This is a genomic window from Hydrocarboniclastica marina (genome assembly GCF_004851605.1).
GTDB lineage: Bacteria > Pseudomonadota > Gammaproteobacteria > Pseudomonadales > Oleiphilaceae > Hydrocarboniclastica > Hydrocarboniclastica marina.
The window spans coordinates 695,455-710,140 of the sequence record NZ_CP031093.1; the positions used below are offsets into that span (position 1 = coordinate 695,455).

Consider the following 14,686-nt stretch of genomic DNA (forward strand, 5'->3'; position numbering starts at 1 on the left):
TGATGGCGTTGTTTGTCTATTCACTGCTGATCTGCCTGGCGCTTCCGTTTGTGCTATTCAAGCTCTGGTGGCGAAGCCGGCATGATCCAGTGCTACGCCAGCACTGGCGCGAGCGGCTGGGCTACGTCAGGTGCTCCAGTCACCCCGTCCTTTGGGTCCACGCCGTTTCAGTGGGAGAGACGATCGCCGCGGCACCGCTGGTGAAAGCGCTCCGGGCGCGTCATCCGCAGGCATGTATTCTTGTGACCGCGATGACCCATACCGGTCGCGAACGTGCCCAGGCGCTCTTTGGCGATAGCGTCGACTATGCATATGTGCCCTATGACTACCCTGGTGCTATCGCACGGTTTCTGGAGCGGGTCCGGCCACGGGTACTTATTGTGATGGAAACCGAACTCTGGCCCAACATCATCACCCGTACCAAGGCGGCTGGAACGCCGGTCATTGTTGCAAATGCCCGACTTTCCGAGCGTTCTGCCCGGGGCTATCGCCGGGTCAGTTGGCTTTCGCGTGCCCTTTTTGCCCAGCTCGACTGGGTTGCGGCCCAGGCTGAAGCTGACGCACGGCGCTATATCGACGTAGGCGCGAGACCGGATGCGGTCGCGGTTACGGGCAGCGTCAAATTTGACATCACTGTTTCGGAAACCGTTCGGCAGCAAAGCCGTGCGTTGCGAACCCAGTTGGGCGAAACCCGCCCCGTCTGGATCGCAGCCAGTACCCACGAGGGGGAGGATGAGCAGTTGCTGCGTGTCCACCATGCCGTGCTCCAGCGCTGGCCAGAAGCACTTATGATCCTTGTGCCCAGGCACCCCGAGCGCTTCCGTTCCGTTGCACGTCTGGTGAAAGAAGAAGGGTACAGTTTGGCCCGGCGCTCCCGCGAAGACTCCGCATGCACCGCGCAGGTGTACCTGGGCGACACTATGGGTGAATTGCTGATGCTGTTCGGGGTTGCTGACGCTGCGTTCATAGGCGGCTCGCTCATCACGCGGGGCGGGCACAATCCGCTGGAGGCAGCTGCGTGGGGAATCCCGGTCCTGACTGGCCCCCATGTTTTCAATTTTATTGATGTTTTCGAACGGTTGGACGAAGGCGGCGGGCTTGTTCGCATAGCTTCAAGTAAGGAGCTCGAACAACATCTGGTCAAGCTGCTCGGTGACAGGCGCTACCGCGAGACTATCGGGACTAACGGCGCAGCGGTTCTTGAGGCTAACCAGGGGGCGCTCCAGCGGCTGCTCCAGGGCATCGAAGCACGGATAGATCCATAGCAGTCGTTGAGGCCAGACCGTGTGCGACGCGCACGGTCTGGCACCGTCTGGAGCAGTCGGTTAGCCGTTACCTGCGCCGCGCACCACCTGGGCGCGCCTGGCTGGGTTCGACTGATTCGGCTTCTTCCTGTACCTGCTGGGCCAAGGCCTCAATCCCGGGTGCCGAAGCGCTGACCCAGCGGTTAAGTTCTCGCACGTCCAGCGGACTTAGCGTGCCGGCTGCCTGTTTCAGGCTCAGCGTATTGAGCACATAGTCGTAGCGTGCATTGGCAAAATTGCTCAGGGCGAGATAGAACTGCCGCTCGGCATCCAGCACCTCGACGATGTTGCGTGTGCCGACCCGATAGCCTGCGCGGGTGGCGTCAAGCGCACTGCGCCGGGAAATAATGCTCTGGCGCAACGAACTTATGCTCTGGATATTGGTGGTAATACTGCGAAACAGGCTACGGGTGTCCAGCGCGACGTTGCGGCGCGTCGTCTCGAGAATAGCTTCCGACTGCTCGACAAGTGCGTCGGTACGACGAACCGCCGCCTGTGTCCCGCCACCGCTGTAAAGCGGAACATTTAGCCTCAGGCCAATGGTGGCGCCGTCCTGGTCGCGGTTCAGTTGTGAGGCGGCCCCATTGACTTTATTGCTCGACAGGTTTGCCGTCAGGTCCAGGGTCGGCAAATGACCAGCGCGGGCCGAGTCGTGGAATTTTTCCTGAACCTCGGTCTGAAACTGAGCTGCCTTGATCTGCCAGTTCTGGGCCAGCGCAACCTCGGCCCAGGCCGAAGGGTCTGCCGGCTGCGGCGGCACTATCGGGAAGTCCTGTTCCAGTTTGTCGAGACGGCCGTGATACTGGCCGGTCAGTCGCGCGAGGGATTCGGACGCAATGTCCAGATCACTTTCCGCCGTAATGCGCTGGGTTTTTACATCATCGTAGGCCGCCTGGGCTTCGAGAACTTCAGTCACCGCGATCAGACCGACATCGTAGCGCTCTTCTGATTGTTCAAACTGACGTTTGACAGCCGCCTCAGCTGACCGGGCGGCGTCAAGGATGTCCTGCGCCCTCAAGACATTGAAGTAAGCGTTGGCAACATTAAGGATGAGCTCCTGCTGGGCCAGTGAGAGCTCCGCCTCTGCCTGCAGGCTCTGCTTCTGCGAAGCCCTGTAGTCGAAGTAGCTGCTGGCACGGAAAAGCGGCTGCGTCAGTTCCAGGCCGAACCCAAACGTGCTGAACCCGTCTCTTTCAGCACCCTCTGCGTCCTGCTCGGTGATCGCTGCCTCGCCGTAGGCGTTGAGTTGGGGTAGCAGCAGCGCTCGAACCTGGTCGGATGCCGCCAACTGGGCCGTGTAGGAGGCCCGATCTGCGGCCAGTTCGGAATCGTAGGCCAGGGATTGCTCGTAAACCGTTAGCAGGTCTACCGCACTGGCGGAAGTAGCTGATAAGGCTGCGACCAGGCTAACCAGAAGGCGCTTTTTCATGAAAACCTCGAAATGTAAATGCCGGGGTGCCCGCGACCTGTACTGCGGTGTGCGAGGCGAGGCGCTGGCCCAGGAGAAGCCCTGATTTCGGTAGGCCCGCGCGAAAATTGACCCATTATGGACAAATAGACACTCAATCTCTAGCCGTGTTGAGACTAAATCCCAACAGTGCACTCGGCAAGTGACTGATGTGAGGCCATAGGCAGCTGGCTGATCCGCTGCTAGACTCGGCGTTGTCTTGACGGGGTGCTGGGACCGCGATTCTGGTTGTAGAACGACCATGCGGTACCGGCTGAGATTGCGAGTGCCTTTGGATGGCGAAGCTCAATTGAAGAGTTTCGCCGGCCAGAGGCCACGGCAGAACCCGCAGACCTGATCCGGTTAATACCGGCGTAGGGATTCGAGATAGGGTGTTCGGTGCGATAGGTTCACGTGTCCATGAAGTCGCGGAAATCAGTTCAGTTAACCACCGTATGCCGTAGTGAACCCCTTCCAGTTCTGCGAACACGCCCGTTCCTGCCCGCAAGAGAGGCCGTCGCCAACGAATATATTCGTCTGGCTGGTAAATTCATTCTCTCCTTAGGAACACACCATGACTACATTACCGACCTACTTAAGCGACGCTGCTGCGGTCGACGATGCGTCCATACAGCCTTTGCCCAATTCTGAGAAAATCTATGTAACGGGCTCCCGGCCCGATGTCCGGGTACCCATGCGTGCAATCCGTCAATCGCGCACGGCGACCGAGCTGGGTGGCGAAGAGAATCCGCCAGTGATGGTCTATGACACGTCTGGTCCATACTCTGATCCAAGTGCCCGCGTCGACCTGCGCAAAGGTCTGCCCCCGCTACGTAAAACCTGGATTGAAGAACGGGGCGACACGGAACAGCTGGCGGGGTTCAGTTCCGACTACAGCCGGAGGCGGCTGAGCGATCCCGCGCTTGACCCTCTGCGCTTCGGCCATTTCAACGCCCCACGCAAGGCGCGCGCGGGCAGTAATGTCAGTCAGATGCACTACGCCCGTCGCGGCATCATCACGCCAGAGATGGAATTTATTGCGATCAGGGAGAACCTCAAGCTGCAGGAGGCAAAGGCTCAGGGATTGCTGGAGCGCCAGCATCCGGGAGAGTCCTTCGGGGCGAGCATTCCCGCTGAGATTACGCCAGAGTTCGTGCGCGATGAGGTAGCGAGGGGCCGTGCCATCATACCCGCCAATATCAATCACCCTGAAATAGAGCCTATGATCATCGGCCGGAATTTTCTGGTGAAAATCAACGGAAATATCGGGAACTCTGCCGTCACTTCATCCATCGAAGAGGAAGTCGCAAAGCTCACGTGGGGCACCCGCTGGGGGGCTGACACGATCATGGATCTGTCGACCGGCAAGAATATCCATGAGACCCGAGAGTGGCTGATTCGTAACTCACCCGTGCCCATTGGTACGGTGCCGATCTACCAGGCGCTCGAAAAGGTCGGCGGCGTGGCTGAAGATCTTTCCTGGGAAATTTTCCGCGATACGCTGATAGAGCAGGCCGAGCAGGGGGTGGATTACTTTACGATCCACGCTGGCGTTCGTCTGGCCTATGTACCGATGACGGCGTCACGCGTTACCGGTATCGTCTCCCGGGGCGGGAGCATCATGGCCAAATGGTGTCTCGCACATCATCAGGAGAGCTTCCTTTACACCCATTTCGAAGACATCTGCGAAATAATGAAGGCTTACGATGTTTCGTTCAGCCTCGGCGATGGCCTGAGGCCCGGGTCTATCGCGGATGCAAACGATGCAGCGCAGTTCGGCGAACTCGAAACCCTGGGTGAGCTCACGAAGATCGCCTGGAAGCATGACGTACAGGTGATGATTGAAGGCCCGGGCCACGTGCCCATGCACCTCATCAAGGAGAACATGGACAAGCAGCTGCGCGAGTGCGGCGAGGCGCCTTTCTATACGCTCGGGCCCCTGACCACGGATATCGCGCCGGGTTACGATCACATTACCTCGGGCATTGGCGCCGCCATGATCGGCTGGTATGGTTGCGCCATGCTCTGCTACGTCACGCCCAAAGAGCATTTGGGCCTGCCTAACAAAGACGATGTAAAAACGGGCATCATCACCTATAAAATCGCTGCTCATGCGGCGGATCTGGCCAAAGGGCACCCGGGCGCCCAGATTCGTGATGATGCCATGTCCAAGGCGCGTTTCGAGTTTCGCTGGGAAGACCAGTTCAACCTGGGGCTCGACCCCGATACCGCGAGGGCCTATCACGACGAGACCTTGCCCAAGGACTCTGCCAAAGTGGCCCACTTCTGCTCCATGTGTGGCCCCAAGTTCTGCTCCATGAAGATAACCCAGGAGGTCCGGGAGTACGCGCGTGATCACGGGCTGGAAACACAGGAGGCGGTGAGCGAGGGCATGGCCGCCAAGGCAGGCGAGTTCCGCCAGACTGGCAGTGAACTTTACCATAAGGTATAGCTCGTCAGTTTGCATGGCCCCGTGTCCCATGCGTTGTTTCGAGGGGTTTTCGCCTCAGGGAAAGACGCGGTGGACCGGGGCCCGGAAGGTTACCGGAACAGCCGCGTGGGGCACTAGTCTATAATGACGGGAACACAGTTCCGGAGAGTCTATGACCGATGAAACTCTGAACCAACGCCAGATGACCCATGGTGACGTCGATGTCAGCAAGCGGGAGGCGGTCTTTGAAGGCTTCTTCAAAGTCGAGCGGCTTTCACTGCGGCATCGGCTTTTTCGCGGCGACTGGAGCCCGGTCTTCCAGCGTGAACTGTTCATCCGGCCCGACGCCACGTGTGTGCTGCCTTACGATCCGGATCGGGATGAGGTCGTCCTGATTGAGCAGTTCCGCGCCGGCGCCCTGGGTAGAGAGCAGGCGCCCTGGTTGCTGGAACTAGTCGCGGGTATTCACGACAAGGACGAGGACCCGGTCGAGGTGGCCAGACGCGAGGCCGAGGAGGAGGCCGGGCTGACATTGGGCGAGGTTGAGCCGGTATTGAGTTATCTCGTCTCCCCGGGTGGCAGCGATGAATTCGTCCATCTTTACTGCGGGCGAGTCGACGCCGCGGGTGCCGGGGGAATTCATGGGCTGGATGAAGAGAACGAAGATATCCGCGTCCATGTCATGCCCGCCCAGCAGGCTATTGACCTGATCGGCACCACTCGGGTCAACAATGCCGCCGCCCTGATCACCTTACAGTGGTTCGCGGCCCATCGGTCGGCGCTCAGGCAGAAGTGGCTGGGCCAATGAGAAGGCAATATGTTCCTGATCTGTCGCGCCTCGGCGCGCTGTGCGAGGGCAATTATCATCGCATGGAGCAACTGACCCGTCTGGGGCAGGGTGACGCGGCTCTGGAGTTCGAACTGCGCAATGGCGACAGGTATCTGGGTAAAGTCTGCTTCCGCCGGATTCAGCAGTCGCGCTACACCGATACCTGGCTGTTGGAGCAACTGCATAATGCGGGGCGATGGCTCAATAACCCCCGTATGACTGTGCGGCGCTACCATGACGCACGTATGGTTGAGGTGATCAGCTGTTTCCGGCACCACCGGATCGAGCCAGTGAGTGACTACCCCAACCGGTATATGCATCATCCTGATGAGAAAGTGCAGATTAACGCTTTTCTCGCAGACTGGCTGGGGTTCTGCCTGCGTCACGGGCATGTCCCCGACAGTGAGCCGCTCTGGGCGGCTGGTGCTGGGCCTGCGCTCTGAGACATGTGGTCTCAGCTGGTGCGGGTGCGTTCACATAAGCACGAGCCAGTGCAACTTCGGCTTAAAGATGTGATGTTAATGAAAGAAATCGGGGCAGGGAATCGCTAACCTATTGGTCGATCTGTCATCGTCAGCCTTTTGCGAGAGCCCTGACTGAGGATTCCGCACAGGATGTGCTCTGGTAGATACCCAGGCCTTGGGCCTGAAATGCTGGCGATCGCCGACACACGCTGATGTAAAACAAAGCCACGCCGGTGGGTCAACGCCCGGTCCAGCGCCGCCGCTGGCTTCCGTAAGCAGACGGATTATCCGGCCAGGACACCACATGAACACTTCGGGGCGCGCCCTGCGAATACTTCAGATTACTGACTGTCATCTTGGCCGCACGGGGCACTCGTCGCTGCTGGGAATGGATACGCGTGCCAGTTTCGACTCAGTTCTGGAGCTGGTGAAACAGAATTATCCCGAGCCGGATCTGGTGCTCGCAACTGGCGACATCGGTCAGGACGGATCAGTAGAAGCGTATCGGTACTTCCAGGACAAAATGAGCGTGTTTTCCTGCCCGGTCTTCTGGTTTGCAGGCAACCATGACAATTTTCCGGCCATGCTGGAAGTCGCAGGCAGCCGAGGAGCGCTGGAGAAAACCTTCGCCTCGGGCCCTTGGCAGCTTATTTTCCTCAACTCCGCCGTGCCAGGGAAAGTGCATGGATTCCTGCGCCCCAAGGAACTGAGTCTGCTCAATCGCACGCTCGAAGCTACGCCCGATAAATTTGCGCTGATTGCCTTTCACCATCATCCCATCGATACCGATTGTCAGTGGCTTAACCCCATTGGCCTGCGCAACCGCGAGGCCTTTTTCGCGACGATTGACCGCTACCCTCAGGTTCGCGGTGTCGTCTGGGGCCATGTCCACCAGGAGATGGACCAGCGCCGCGGCGATGTCAGGCTACTCGCGGCGCCCTCGACCTGCATCCAGTTCGAGCCGCGATCCCGGGAGTTCGGCGTCGGTCGGGAGTCGCCGGGGTATCGCTGGCTCGAACTGCATCCGGACGGCAGAATTGAAACCGGCGTGGTTCGCGCTGATCACATCGAGTTCGAAGTGGATATGAACAGCGGTGGCTACTGACCCTGCCCATCCCGCCGTGGCGTCCTTTCCGCTACAATGCGGCCCTGACTCTGAACCGCTTCCTCGCTTCTGAAGCAGGGCAACCGCAGGCGCAGTTAAATCGTTTTTCTGTTGGAGACTTCCTATGAGTAAGGTACCGGGCGATCTGAGATACAACGCGACGCATCAGTGGGTTCGTCTTGAAGGCGACATCGCCACGGTTGGAATTACCGATTTCGCCCAGGAGCAGCTGGGGGATGTCGTTTACGTGGAGCTGCCCGAGGTCGGAGATCAGGTAACAGCGGCGGAAGAAGCCGGGGGCGTTGAGTCAGTCAAGTCCGCCTCAGATATCTACAGCCCCGTCAGTGGCGAAGTCGTCGACATCAACGGCGCCCTGGAGGATTCGCCCGAAATCGTCAATGAATCACCGTATCAGGACGGTTGGTTGTTCAAGCTGCGTCTGGACGGGGCCACCCTCCCTGCCGACCTGTTAACCGCCGAGTCATACAGCGAACTGCTTCCCGCAAAATAGCCGTCCCGCTTTCGTAGCAGCCATCCAGTTCCGGCAGCTGCCGTGGCGCTACCAGATTTTCTCCACAGCGTTCGGATTGGCCCGGGAACTTTCTCGCCCGGGCTGTTCTAAGTCGGGATCTTATCCAGTCTCTACAGTACCGATCGAATTGCCGGAGCCCATGCACGACACAACCTTTGCTTTTATCGATCTCGAAACGACCGGTGGCAACGCTGCCTGGGACCGGATAACCGAAATTGGCCTGCGTCTGTGGCGTAATGGCGAGGTTGTAGACGAGTGGCAGACACTGGTGAACCCGGAAACTCGCATTTCTCCGTTTATCCAGAGCCTGACCGGCATCAGCGACAGTATGGTGGCAGACGCACCGGTTTTCGCTCAGGTCGGTGAAATGCTGCGGGAGAAACTGCAAGGGGCCGTGTTTGTTGCGCACAACGCGCGGTTTGATTACGGCTTCGTCAAAGGCGAATTTCGGCGCCTGCAGGAGGTTTTTTCGGCCAGAGTTCTCTGCACCGTCAAACTGTCGCGGCTGCTTTATCCGCAGCACCACCGGCACGGTATGGATGCGCTTATAGCTCGCCACGGCCTGGTTTCGGTGGAGCGCCACCGGGCCATGGGCGATGTGCAGTCGATGCAGGCTTTTTTCGAGCTGGCCCGGGCCGAGCACGGGGACGAGTCGTTCTCTGCCGCGTTGAAGAAGCTCCTGCGTACGCCCAGCGTACCGTCCCATCTCGAAAGCGAAATGCTGGCCACGGTTCCATCGGTCCCCGGCGTTTACCGCTTCTACGGTGAGAACGACGCACTGCTCTACGTGGGCAAGAGCGTGAATATCCACAACCGGGTCAGCAGTCATTTCTCAGGCGACCACAATTCCGGACGCGGTGTTCGCATGTCCCAGAGTCTGCGTCGGGTGGAATGGACCGAAACCGCCGGAGAGCTGGGCGCGCTCCTGCTCGAACTGAAACAGATAAAAAACCTGAACCCCATCTACAACCAGCGTTCGCGTGCAGCCAAACGTTTGTTGAGTATCGCGCTTGAGCCCGATGCGAATGGCTACCTGCGTGCCCGTCTCGCCTGGGAGTTTGATCCGCTGCAGTTGGGTCAGTATTTTGGCTTGTTCCGCGCCAAACGCGAGGCGCTCAAGGCACTGACGGGAATCGCCCAGAAGAACGAGCTCTGTAACCGGTTGCTGGGCCTTGAGCCCCCCGGCGAAGGGCCGTGCTTTCAGCGGCGGCTGGGGCGCTGCCAGGGCGCCTGTGAAGGGCTCGAGGATGTAACACGCTATAACCTGCGAATGCAGATAGCGTTCCATAACCTTCGGCTGAAGACCTGGCCCTGGCCGGGGATGGTAGGGGCTAGTGAGCGCAATCCCAAGAGCGGCCGGACCGACATTCACGTCATCTACAACTGGCTGCACGTTACAACAGTGCAAAGTGGCGCCGAATTACAGGCCATTGAAGGGGCCGGCCACACGATTACCCTGGACGCTGACTCTTACAAGCTCATTATGAAAGCCTTGCTGAAGCCAGCGCCCGGGCTGGAGATATTCCCCCTGCCGGGCGAACTCGGGACTCCGGAGGTTCTGTTACCCGAGGACTGAGCTTTTACTCGAGGACTGAACTGTTACCCGAGGACTGAACTGCGGGCCAGACGATCAGGCGTTACCGATGCGGTCCTCCAGCTCCTCCAGATCTTCACTCTCCCGCCGTGGCGGACAGTGATATGTCGCCAGCAGGCTCTCGTCGTCCCTGCTTTCCAGATGCACATCGAAGCCCCAGAGACGGTGCACGTGACGCAGTACTTCGTCGCTGTCGTCACCCAGGGGTACTCGGTCGATCGGTATATGTCTCAGCGTGAGCGAGCGATCGCCCCGGATATCCACGTTCCACACCTGAATGTTGGGCTCCCGATAGCTCAGGTTATACTGCCGCGCCAGCTTCTCCCGGATCAGCCGGTACCCCGCCTCGTCATGAATGGCGCTGACGTTGTAGGTCGGCTCCTGATCGTCATCGGCAATGGCGAAAAGCTTGAGGTCGCGGATCACCTTGGGAGAGAGGAACTGCAGGATGAAGCTCTCATCTTTGAAGTTCTTCATGGCGAAATGCAGGACTTCTACCCAGTCACCACCGGCAATATCCGGGAACCAGTGCCTGTCCTCGTCCGTTGGTGCTTCGCAGATGCGGCGCAGATCGGAATAGATCGCAAATCCCAGGGTGTACGGGTTGATGCCCGAGTACCAGGGGCTATCGAAGGAGGGCTGGTAGATAACGGCGGTATGGCTCTGGAGGAACTCCATGATGAAGCCTTCCGTCACAAGGCCCTTGTCATACAATGCATTGATTAGGGTGTAGTGCCAGAATGAGGCCCAACCCTCGTTCATCACCTGGGTCTGGCGCTGGGGATAAAAATACTGTGCCAGCTTGCGAACGATACGGACCAGTTCGCGTTCCCAGGGCTCCAGTAAGGGCGCGTTCTTTTCGATGAAATAGAGGAGGTTCTCCTGGGGGTCGACCGGATAACGCTGGCGGCGACTCTCGGGTTCATCGCCTTTGCCAAAGGTTGGAATGGTCCGCCAGATGTCGTTGAGCTGGCTCTGCAGATACTCTTCGCGCTCTTTCTGGCGGCGCCGCTCTTCCGCAGCCGAGATAGGCGCCGGGCGCTTATAGCGGTCAACGCCGTAATTCATGATGGCGTGGCAGGAGTCGAGGATCTCTTCCACAGCATCTACGCCGTGTCGCTCCTCGCATTCAGACACGTACTTGCGGGCAAATACCAGGTAATCGATGATCGCGCTGGCATCGGTCCAGGTGCGGAACAGGTAATTGCCTTTGAAGAACGAATTGTGGCCATAGCTGGCATGGGCGATCACCAGCGCCTGCATCATCATGGTGTTTTCTTCCATGAGGTAGGCGATGCAGGGGTCTGAGTTGATCACGATTTCATAGGCCAGGCCCATCTGGCCGCGCTGGTATTGCTTGGACGTGTTGAGGAACTGTTTGCCGAACGACCAGTGGTTGTAGCCCACCGGCATGCCCACCGAGCTGTAGGCGTCCATCATCTGTTCGGCGCTGATTACTTCGATCTGGTTCGGATAGGTGTCCAGGCCGAATTCTTTCGCGAGTTTGGCTATTTCATTGTCGTACTGCTGGATCAGGTCAAAGGTCCACTCCGACCCCGTCGAAATCGGTTTGCTCATGCGGCTTTCCTCTCGAACAGCTGACGGAACACCGGATAAATGTCCGCCGCGTCGGCAATCTGCTGCATCGCGAAAGATTCCGGGTGCGCCTGCTGCAGTTTTTCGTATTCATACCACAGCATCTGGTGATCCTGGGGCGTTATCTCTACGTAGGAGTAGTACTGCACCAGCGGCAGGATCTGCTCGGACAGTATCTTGCCGCAAACGGGAGAATCATCGTTCCAGTTGTCGCCATCGGACGCCTGGGCCGCGTAGATATTCCATTCGGCCGGTGAATACCGCGCCTCGATAATCTGCTGCATCAGCTTCAGGGCGCTTGAGACGATGGTTCCGCCTGTCTCGCGGGAATAAAAGAATTCTTCCTCATCCACCTCCTTGGCGCTGGTGTGGTGGCGGATAAAGACGACGTCGATGCGCTGGTAGTTTTTCTTCAGGAACAGGTACAGCAGGATAAAGAAACGCTTGGCGATATCCTTGTGCATCTGGCTCATGGAGCCCGAGACGTCCATCAGGCAGAACATGACCGCGCTTGTCGCGGGTTGCGGTTGTTTCAGGTGCTGGTTGTAGCGGAGGTCAATCTCGTCGATCCACGGTATGCGCTTGACGCGGCTTTTGAGGGCGGCGATTTCTTCCTCCAGCGCCTGGATCTGGTCTTTCTTGCTGAAAGCCGGATCCGGCACGTCAGGCGCAGCTTGCAACTCGGCCAACTGCGCTTCCAGTTCGCGGATCTTACGGCGGCGCGAACCCCCCAGGCTTAACCGCCTGCCGTAGGCGCCCCGCAGCGAACGCACTACATTAAGCTTGGCCGGGGTCCCCTGGGTCGAGTAACCGGCGCGTACGTACTTGAACGTCTCGGTATCCTTGAGCTTCTTCCGGGCCAGGTTCGGCAAAGCCAGGTCATCAAACAGGAACTCCAGGAACTCATCCTGGGTAATCTGGAAGACAAACTCATCCATGCCCTCGCCCTGATCGCTGGCCTGCCCGTCGCCGGTGCCTCCGCCACTGCCGGAGGGCGGTTTGGGCAGCCGGTCGCCGGCGATAAACTCCTTGTTGCCGGGGTGGACCATCTCCCGTTTGCCGCCGCGGCCATGGTGGAAGATGGGCTCCTTCAGGTCCCGGCTGGGGATACTGATGTTTTCGCCTTGCTCGATATTGGTGATCGAGCGTTTCTGCACGGCTTCCGCCACCGCTTTCTTGATGTGCTTGCGGTAGCGGCGCAGAAAACGTTCGCGGTTGACGGCGCTCTTGTTCTTGCCGTTCAGCCGACGATCGATGACATGGGTCAAACCCATAACAGAACTCCTGGTAACCGTTACTGCGCCGGTGGCCATTGCGCTCACCAACGCAGAGAGTGACAAGTCCGCAGGCCTTGCCCGGTATCAGCCGGGACGAAGACCGTCGCCAGTAATCATTACTGGGACTTGCGAACCCGCAGGTACCATTCCGCCAACAGGCGGACCTGCTTCTCGGTATAGCCGCGGTCGATCATGCGGTCGACGAACTGCTTGTGCTTCTTCTGGTCTTCCTGAGACGCCTTCGGGTTGAACGAGATAACGGGTAGCAGATCTTCCGTATTTGAGAACATCTTCTTCTCGATCACGCTGCGCAGTTTCTCGTAGCTGAGCCACGACGGATTACGGCCCTCATTGTTGGCCCGCGCCCGCAGGACAAAATTGACCACTTCGTTGCGGAAATCCTTGGGGTTGCTGATACCCGCCGGCTTCTCGATTTTCTCCAGTTCGTCGTTGATGGCGCCGCGGTCGAGAATTTCACCGGTTTCCGGATCGCGGTATTCCTGATCCTGGATCCAGAAGTCCGCATAGGTCACGTAGCGATCAAACAGGTTCTGGCCATACTCCGAGTAGGATTCCAAGTAAGCTGTCTGGATTTCCTTGCCGATGAACTCAACATAGTGGGGCGCCAGGTATTCCTTGATAAAGCGGAGGTAGCGCTCCTGGGTTTCCGCCTGGAACTGTTCCTGCTCGATCTGTTTTTCCAGCACATACAGCAGGTGCACGGGGTTGGCGGCGATCTCGCTGTTATCGAAGTTGAATACTTTCGACAGGATCTTGAAGGAGAAACGCGTCGACAGGCCTTCCATGCCCTCGTTGACACCTGCCGCGTCGCGGTACTCCTGGATCGATTTGGCCTTGGGGTCCGTGTCCTTGATGTTCTGGCCGTCGTAAACCTTCATCTTGGAGAAGATGCTGGAGTTTTCCGGCTCCTTGATCCGGGACAGCACCGAGAACTGCGCCAGCATCCCGAGGGTGTCCGGGGCACAGGGCGCGCCGGCAAGGGAGCTCTCCCGCAGCAGCTTCTTGTAGATCTCGATCTCTTCTGACAGACGCAGGCAGTAGGGCACCTTGACGATATACACGCGGTCGAGGAACGCCTCGTTGTGTTTGTTGTTACGGAAGGTCTGCCATTCCGACTCGTTGGAGTGGGCCAGGATCACGCCGTCGAACGGTACCGAACCCATGCCCTCGGTGGTGTTGTAGTTGCCTTCCTGAGTCGCCGTCAGCAGGGGGTGGAGCACCTTGATCGGCGCCTTGAACATCTCGACAAACTCCAGCAGGCCCTGGTTCGCGCGGTTGAGTCCGCCGCTGAAGCTGTAGGAGTCCGGGTCATCCTGGGAATACTCTTCCAGCATGCGGATGTTGACCTTGCCTACCAGAGCCGAGATGTCCTGGTTATTGTCGTCGCCTGGTTCAGTCTTGGAAATCGCTACCTGGTCGAGAATGGAAGGGTAGCGCTTGATGACGCGGAACTGGGAGATGTCACCGCCAAACTCGTGCAGGCGCTTGACTGCCCAGGGCGACATGATCGGCTTCAGGTAGCGCCGGGGAATGCCGTAGTCTTCTTCCAGAATGGCGCCGTCTTCGGTGGGGTCGAACAGACCCAACGGCGACTCGTTTACGGGTGAGCCTTTGATCGCGTAGAAGGGGATTTTCTGCATCAGGTACTTGAGCTTTTCTGCCAGCGAAGACTTGCCACCGCCGACAGGCCCCAGCAGGTAAAGTATCTGCTTCTTCTCTTCCAGGCCCTGGGCGGCGTGGCGGAAGAACGAGACGATATTTTCAACCGCTTCTTCCATGCCGTAGAACTCGGCAAATTCCGGGTAGCGTCTGATCACCTTGTTGGAGAAGATGCGGGACAGCCGGGAATCCCGGGAGGTGTCTATGCGTTCCGGCTCACCGATCGCGAGTAGCATTCTCTCGGCCGCGGTAGCATAGGTGGATGGGTCTTTTTTGCAGAGTTCGAGATATTCCTCCAGGCTGAATTCTTCTTCCTGAAAGGTGTCATAGCGGTTCTTGTATTGCTGCAGAATGCTCATCAAAGCCCCCTTGCGTCGCGTCTAATACTTTACTTCACGGGTAAAAACCTCAAATTCGGTTGCCGGTG

At 58.5% G+C, this 14,686-nt stretch carries 11 protein-coding genes and 1 riboswitch; of the genes, 7 read left to right on the forward strand and 4 right to left on the reverse strand.

The genetic code is table 11. The features are described from left to right. Positions 1 to 2 precede the first annotated feature (2 nt). Positions 3 to 1,265: a lipid IV(A) 3-deoxy-D-manno-octulosonic acid transferase gene (gene waaA / locus soil367_RS03220; protein WP_136546831.1), complete on the forward strand. Its 1,263-nt coding sequence runs from the start codon at positions 3 to 5 to the stop codon at positions 1,263 to 1,265. A gap of 67 nt (positions 1,266 to 1,332) precedes the next feature. Here waaA and soil367_RS03225 read toward each other — a convergent pair whose 3' ends face one another. After that, positions 1,333 to 2,733: a TolC family outer membrane protein gene (locus soil367_RS03225; RefSeq protein WP_136546833.1), complete on the reverse strand. Its 1,401-nt coding sequence runs from the start codon at positions 2,731 to 2,733 to the stop codon at positions 1,333 to 1,335. A gap of 232 nt (positions 2,734 to 2,965) precedes the next feature. After that, positions 2,966 to 3,150, forward strand: a riboswitch (TPP riboswitch). A gap of 175 nt (positions 3,151 to 3,325) precedes the next feature. Here soil367_RS03225 and thiC point away from each other — a divergent pair. The 6 genes from thiC (at position 3,326) to soil367_RS03255 (ending at position 9,688) form a co-directional block, all read left to right on the forward strand. After that, positions 3,326 to 5,203: a phosphomethylpyrimidine synthase ThiC gene (gene thiC / locus soil367_RS03230; RefSeq protein ID WP_136546835.1), complete on the forward strand. Its 1,878-nt coding sequence runs from the start codon at positions 3,326 to 3,328 to the stop codon at positions 5,201 to 5,203. A 151-nt stretch (positions 5,204 to 5,354) separates the two neighbouring features. Further along, on the forward strand, positions 5,355 to 5,990 hold the full coding sequence (locus soil367_RS03235; RefSeq protein WP_216642766.1) for an NUDIX domain-containing protein: 636 nt from the start codon (positions 5,355 to 5,357) through the stop codon (positions 5,988 to 5,990). Then, the gene (locus soil367_RS03240) at positions 5,987 to 6,454 is read left to right on the forward strand and encodes a DUF1249 domain-containing protein (RefSeq protein WP_136546837.1); all 468 of its coding nucleotides are present in this window, start codon (positions 5,987 to 5,989) and stop codon (positions 6,452 to 6,454) included. The genes soil367_RS03235 and soil367_RS03240 overlap by 4 nt, the downstream gene beginning before the upstream one ends. A 325-nt stretch (positions 6,455 to 6,779) precedes the next feature. Then, positions 6,780 to 7,580 (forward strand): 3',5'-cyclic-AMP phosphodiesterase, encoded by an 801-nt coding sequence (gene cpdA / locus soil367_RS03245; protein ID WP_136546839.1) that lies wholly within the window; start codon positions 6,780 to 6,782, stop codon positions 7,578 to 7,580. A 124-nt stretch (positions 7,581 to 7,704) separates the two neighbouring features. After that, complete coding sequence (gene gcvH / locus soil367_RS03250) at positions 7,705 to 8,091, forward strand: glycine cleavage system protein GcvH (RefSeq protein ID WP_136546841.1); 387 nt, start codon at positions 7,705 to 7,707, stop codon at positions 8,089 to 8,091. Between the two features lie 160 nt (positions 8,092 to 8,251). Continuing rightward, positions 8,252 to 9,688, forward strand: a complete 1,437-nt coding sequence (locus soil367_RS03255; RefSeq protein WP_172962251.1) for an exonuclease domain-containing protein — start codon at positions 8,252 to 8,254, stop codon at positions 9,686 to 9,688. A gap of 54 nt (positions 9,689 to 9,742) precedes the next feature. Here the strand turns inward: soil367_RS03255 and soil367_RS03260 are convergent, their stop codons facing one another. From soil367_RS03260 to soil367_RS03270, 3 genes are all read right to left on the reverse strand, one after another. Further along, the gene (locus soil367_RS03260; RefSeq protein ID WP_136546845.1) at positions 9,743 to 11,284 is read right to left on the reverse strand and encodes a SpoVR family protein; all 1,542 of its coding nucleotides are present in this window, start codon (positions 11,282 to 11,284) and stop codon (positions 9,743 to 9,745) included. Further along, positions 11,281 to 12,570, reverse strand: a complete 1,290-nt coding sequence (locus soil367_RS03265) for a YeaH/YhbH family protein (RefSeq protein ID WP_246065596.1) — start codon at positions 12,568 to 12,570, stop codon at positions 11,281 to 11,283. The genes soil367_RS03260 and soil367_RS03265 overlap by 4 nt, the downstream gene beginning before the upstream one ends. A 125-nt stretch (positions 12,571 to 12,695) precedes the next feature. Next, on the reverse strand, positions 12,696 to 14,618 hold the full coding sequence (locus tag soil367_RS03270) for a PrkA family serine protein kinase (RefSeq protein ID WP_136546850.1): 1,923 nt from the start codon (positions 14,616 to 14,618) through the stop codon (positions 12,696 to 12,698). Between the last annotated feature and the right edge of the window lie 68 nt (positions 14,619 to 14,686).

Bases quoted from the DNA above. Each gene is read 5' to 3' on its own strand.
- soil367_RS03240 (WP_136546837.1), top strand. From the start codon at position 5,987: ATGAGAAGGCAATATGTTCCTGATCTGTCGCGCCTCGGCGCGCTGTGC.
- thiC (WP_136546835.1), top strand. From the start codon at position 3,326: ATGACTACATTACCGACCTACTTAAGCGACGCTGCTGCGGTCGACGAT.
- soil367_RS03260 (WP_136546845.1), bottom strand. From the start codon at position 11,284: ATGAGCAAACCGATTTCGACGGGGTCGGAGTGGACCTTTGACCTGATC.
- soil367_RS03225 (WP_136546833.1), bottom strand. From the start codon at position 2,733: ATGAAAAAGCGCCTTCTGGTTAGCCTGGTCGCAGCCTTATCAGCTACT.
- soil367_RS03270 (WP_136546850.1), bottom strand. From the start codon at position 14,618: ATGAGCATTCTGCAGCAATACAAGAACCGCTATGACACCTTTCAGGAA.
- soil367_RS03255 (WP_172962251.1), top strand. From the start codon at position 8,252: ATGCACGACACAACCTTTGCTTTTATCGATCTCGAAACGACCGGTGGC.
- cpdA (WP_136546839.1), top strand. From the start codon at position 6,780: ATGAACACTTCGGGGCGCGCCCTGCGAATACTTCAGATTACTGACTGT.
- waaA (WP_136546831.1), top strand. From the start codon at position 3: ATGGCGTTGTTTGTCTATTCACTGCTGATCTGCCTGGCGCTTCCGTTT.
- gcvH (WP_136546841.1), top strand. From the start codon at position 7,705: ATGAGTAAGGTACCGGGCGATCTGAGATACAACGCGACGCATCAGTGG.
- soil367_RS03235 (WP_216642766.1), top strand. From the start codon at position 5,355: ATGACCGATGAAACTCTGAACCAACGCCAGATGACCCATGGTGACGTC.